This is a genomic window from Streptomyces phaeochromogenes (assembly GCF_001418655.1).
In the GTDB taxonomy this organism is placed as follows: Bacteria; Actinomycetota; Actinomycetes; order Streptomycetales; family Streptomycetaceae; genus Streptomyces; species Streptomyces phaeochromogenes.
Genome location: NZ_LIQZ01000306.1, coordinates 1 through 4,268, shown reverse-complemented (window position 1 = coordinate 4,268; position 4,268 = coordinate 1). Strand labels below are relative to the sequence as shown.

Genomic DNA, 4,268 nt, shown 5'->3' with positions numbered 1-4,268 from the left:
GGGGTTTACCCCACCCCCAACCCGGGAGCGGCCCGGATCCCCCGGTGAGCCCCGGCTCCGTACGGTCGAAGTATGTCCGGGTCACAGCGTGGGGCCGAGGGCGTTCGAATCTGGGGGAGTCCCGTCATGAGTGGTTTTCAGCGTCCTTCGAGCAAGCCGTCTTCGAACGGTGGCGTCGGGTCTGCGGATGGGCGGGGCGTGGGCCGTGGGCCGCGGCGTTCTCTCGTCGCCCTCGGTGTGGGAGCCGTCGTCCTCGGTGTGTTCGCCACCGGGTGCGGGGCCAGTGCCGGGGACGACAAGGAGCCGGAGAATCGGTCGTTCGCGCTCGGTGGGCGGACGTTGACCGTCGACTCCGACGACTCGGCGCTTGAACTGGTCGCCGCGGATGTGGACAGGGTCCAGGTGACGCGCTGGTTCGAGGGGCGGGTCGCGATCGGCGGGGACCCCAAGGTGACCTGGGCGATGAAGGACGACACGCTCAAGCTCCGTATGCACTGCTCGGGTGTGGTCGCCGACTGCTCGGCCAAGCACCGCATCGAGGTGCCGCGTGACGTGGCGGTCGTCGTGAGGGGCGACGACGGCAGCGTGAAGGCCGACGGATTCAAGGACTCGCTGAACATCCACACGAAGGACGGCTCCGTACGGGTCGAGGATGTGGCGGGGGCGCTCACTCTGCGTACCGACGACGGCTCGGTCAGGGCGAGCGGCATCGACTCCAAGCGCGTGAACGTGAACACCAAGGACGGGTCGGTGCAGCTCGACCTCACCGCCGTACCGGACCGGATCTCGGCACGCGGGGACGACGGTTCCCTGACCATCGGGCTGCCGGAGGCTACGTACCGCGTCACCACCGGGACCGACGACGGCGCGGTCGATGTGTCCGTACCCCGTGACGAGGGCAGCTCGCATGTGGTGTCAGCCCACACCAAGGACGGGAAAGTCACCGTGCGTACGGCGAACTAACCGACCCGTGTGTTCGTCCTTACCTGGTGGGAGAATGACACGAGGCAGGACGGATGACAGCACGGGAGAGGGAAGTGACGGCGACACCTTCGCAGCCGTACACACCGTTTGTGCCATGCGCACAGCAAGTTCCTCGCCCCCGTGCCGGGTTCGGGCCCACGGGGGCGCGCGGTGCTGGCCGCGACCTGCTGGCCCTGGTGCTTCTTCCGCTTCCGTTGCTCGCGGTCGCGCTCACGCTGCCCGCCGCGTTCGCCGGCGGCGGCACCCGGCGCTGGTTCGGCGGGCGCTCCGAGAGCCAGCGGGCCGAGGCGCAGGCGGCGAAGGACGCCGCGGCAGCCGCGTTCTACGAGCTCGACACCGCGCAGCGCGATCTGCGGATCTCGATCGAGACGATCACGGCCGTCGACGACTCCCCCGCCGCCCGCCGCGCGGTCTCCGACTTCGACGCGCTCGGCCGCCGCATCGACGAGGCCAGTCGTACGTACATCGGCGCGGTCGACGCCCATGATCTCGACCGCGACGATCTTGAGGCCTCCGTCGCCGCCCACGCGCGCACCGAGCTGACGAAGGCCAAGGACGAGCTGGCCCGGGTCAAGCAGGAGCTGGACCGTTTCGAGCAGGGGCTCGGCCCGCTCCTCGGCAAGGCCGAGACGCAGCTGGCCCGCCTGGCCCCGGCCGTGGAGCGCGCCCGCCAGTCCCTGCTCGCCGCGTCGAACGCACTCGACGCCGTACGGGGAACAAAGCTGAAGGCCGACGATCTCGCCGCCCGGCTCGCCGCCCTCGCCCCGGAGCTGACCAAGCTGAACCAGGGCGCGGGGCAGCACGGCGTACCGGAGACGCTGGAGCGCGCCGACCGGGTCGCCCGGGACGCCGAGGCGGTGCGCGCGGAGGCCGAGCGGCTGCCGGAGCGGGCCGCCGAGATCGACCGCCGCCTCGTCTCGCTGCGGACCCGCGCGCAGGCGCTCACCACGAGGTCCGGGCAGGTGGAGCCCGTGCTGAGCGAGCTGCGGCGGCGGTTCTCCGCCTCCTGCTGGCAGGACCTGCAGCATGTGCCCGACCAGTCCGCGGAGACCGTCCGGCAGGCCGAGCGGAAGCTCGGGGAGGCGCGGACCGCGCGGGACGAGCAGCGGTGGGCGGACGCCACCTCGCTGCTGTCCACGGTCCGGGCGCTGCTGAACACGACCGACGAGGCCGTGTCCGCGGCCGGGGACCGGTTGCGGCGGCTGAACGAGGTGTCGAAGGACCCGCAGCGGGAGATCGACCGCACGCGGTTCGCGATCCGGGACGCTCAGCGGCTGGCCATGTCCGGGCGCAATACGCCCGACCCCCAGCACGCGCGGCCCCTCGACGACTCGGTGGCTCGGCTGGAGCGGGCGATCGGGACGTTGGAGGGGCGGCACCCCGACTACTGGCACTTCCTGACCGAGCTGGAGGGTGTGCGGGGGACCGTGGGGCGGGTGGTTTCGCAGATTCGTGAGGAGCGTGGGGGCGGAGCGTGAGCGCTCCGCTGGGCGCCTGTTGATTGCGTGCGGGTCCGTGAGGGCTGGGCGCGCAGTTCCCCGCGCCCCTATGGGGCGCTCCCGCCTACCCGGCGCTTTCCGGTCCCGCTCCAAGTGTGGCGGTCCGACCCTCCCGGGCGGATGCTGAAGGTACGTACGGCCTCCGCTCGCACCCGAGGAGGCGGATATGGCCACGCACGTGCTTCGTACGGCGCCGAGGCGGCGGATCAGGCTCGATGAGCATTTGCCGGTCGATCACCGGCTCAGCAAGTTCTACCGGGTCGGCGCGGGGCTGATGGGTCTTGTGCTGCTCGCCTTCGGCATCCTGGGGCTGATCGACAAGGTCGGCTTCTTCGACACCGGCGGGGACACGGTCGCGGGGCTGAACACCAACGGCGCGCTCAGCGTGCTGTCGATCTGCGTCGGGCTGCTGCTCTTCGTCGGCATGGTGATCGGCGGCAACGTCGCCTCGACGATCAACATGATCCTCGGAGTCCTCTTCATCCTCAGCGGCTTCGTGAACCTCGCCCTCCTCGACACGGGCTTCAACTTCCTCGCCTTCCGCATCCAGAACGTGCTGTTCAGCTTTGTGGTCGGAGTGATGCTGATGTTCTTCGGGATGTACGGACGCGTCGGCTCGGCCCTGCCGCACGACAACCCGTACTGGCGGTCCCGCCACCCGGAGCAGGCCGCCCGCGAACAGCGACTGCGAGCGCGGGCGGGGGTCGGGGCCCGGGCCCTGCCCGGGGCCAAGGGCGACCCCGCTCCCCCGGGAGCCTCAGCCGCGCACCTGGGAGACGGACCCGTGGGAGACGAGCCGCGCACCCGCTAACCTGTGCCCATGCCTCGCTACGAGTACCGCTGCCGGACCTGCGGAGACACCTTCGAGAAGAGCCGTCCGATGGCCGAGTCGTCCGCTCCGGCGGCCTGCCCGGCCGGCCACGACGACACGGTGAAGCTGCTGTCGACGGTCGCGGTCGGCGGCTCGGCCTCGGCGCCCGCACCCCGCCCCAGCGCGGGCGGCGGTGGCGGAGGCGGTTGTTGCGGCGGAGGCTGCTGCGGCTGACCCCGCCCAGGACCGGGGCTCCCCCGCGGCCAGGACCCACCCCGGACCAGGTTCCCCGCCGTCGTCCTCAGGCTCTCTTCAGCTTCGGTTTCCTAGCGTGGGTGCATGACAGCCATCGCAGCCGCCGCGGCCGACAGCAGCGCACCGCAGTGGATCAACAGCCTCATGGACACGCTCGGGGCACCGGGCGCGGGTATCGCCGTCGCGCTGGAGAACCTCTTTCCGCCGCTGCCGAGCGAGGTCATCCTGCCGCTCGCGGGGTTCGCGGCGAGCACCGGGCAGATGAACCTGTTCGCGGCGCTGCTGTGGACGACGGCCGGCTCCGTCATCGGCGCGCTCGCGCTGTACGGCGTGGGGGCGCTGCTCGGCCGCGACCGTACGGTGGCGATCGCGGCCCGGCTGCCGCTGGTGAAGGTCTCGGACATCGAGAAGACCGAGGCGTGGTTCTCCCGCCACGGCACCAAGGCCGTGTTCTTCGGCCGGATGATCCCCATCTTCCGCAGCCTGATTTCCGTGCCCGCGGGCGTCGAGCGCATGCGCCTGTCCGTGTTCCTCGGCCTGACCACGCTGGGCAGCGCGATCTGGAACACCATCTTCGTCCTCGCCGGTTATCTGCTCGGCGAGAACTGGTCCGAGGTCACCGGCTATGTGTCGACGTACTCGAAGGTCGTGCTGGTAGGGGCGGTGCTCGCGCTGCTCCTCTTCGCGGGCCTACGGCTGTTCCGCCCGGGCCCGGGCGG

5 protein-coding genes are annotated in these 4,268 nt (G+C 71.2%); all 5 read left to right on the top strand.

What is annotated here, in order from left to right:
• Window positions 1-198: 198 nt before the first annotated feature.
• A complete protein-coding gene (locus AOK17_RS34430; RefSeq protein ID WP_055616516.1) occupies window positions 199-963 on the top strand; it encodes a DUF4097 family beta strand repeat-containing protein in 765 nt (254 codons plus the stop codon).
• A 74-nt stretch (window positions 964-1,037) separates the two neighbouring features.
• On the top strand, window positions 1,038-2,462 hold the full coding sequence (locus tag AOK17_RS34425; RefSeq protein WP_055616515.1) for a hypothetical protein: 1,425 nt from the start codon (window positions 1,038-1,040) through the stop codon (window positions 2,460-2,462).
• Between the two features lie 187 nt (window positions 2,463-2,649).
• Entirely contained in the window at window positions 2,650-3,294 is a 645-nt protein-coding gene (locus AOK17_RS34420; protein WP_055616514.1) for a DUF4383 domain-containing protein, read from the top strand.
• Between the two features lie 9 nt (window positions 3,295-3,303).
• The gene (locus tag AOK17_RS34415; RefSeq protein ID WP_055616513.1) at window positions 3,304-3,528 is read left to right on the top strand and encodes an FmdB family zinc ribbon protein; all 225 of its coding nucleotides are present in this window, start codon (window positions 3,304-3,306) and stop codon (window positions 3,526-3,528) included.
• Between the two features lie 105 nt (window positions 3,529-3,633).
• On the top strand, window positions 3,634-4,268 hold a 635-nt coding region (locus AOK17_RS34410; RefSeq protein ID WP_055616512.1), incomplete at its 3' end, for a DedA family protein.

Excerpts from the sequence above, each read along its gene's own strand:
- AOK17_RS34420 (WP_055616514.1), top strand. The coding sequence starts at position 2,650 with ATGGCCACGCACGTGCTTCGTACGGCGCCGAGGCGGCGGATCAGGCTC.
- AOK17_RS34415 (WP_055616513.1), top strand. The coding sequence starts at position 3,304 with ATGCCTCGCTACGAGTACCGCTGCCGGACCTGCGGAGACACCTTCGAG.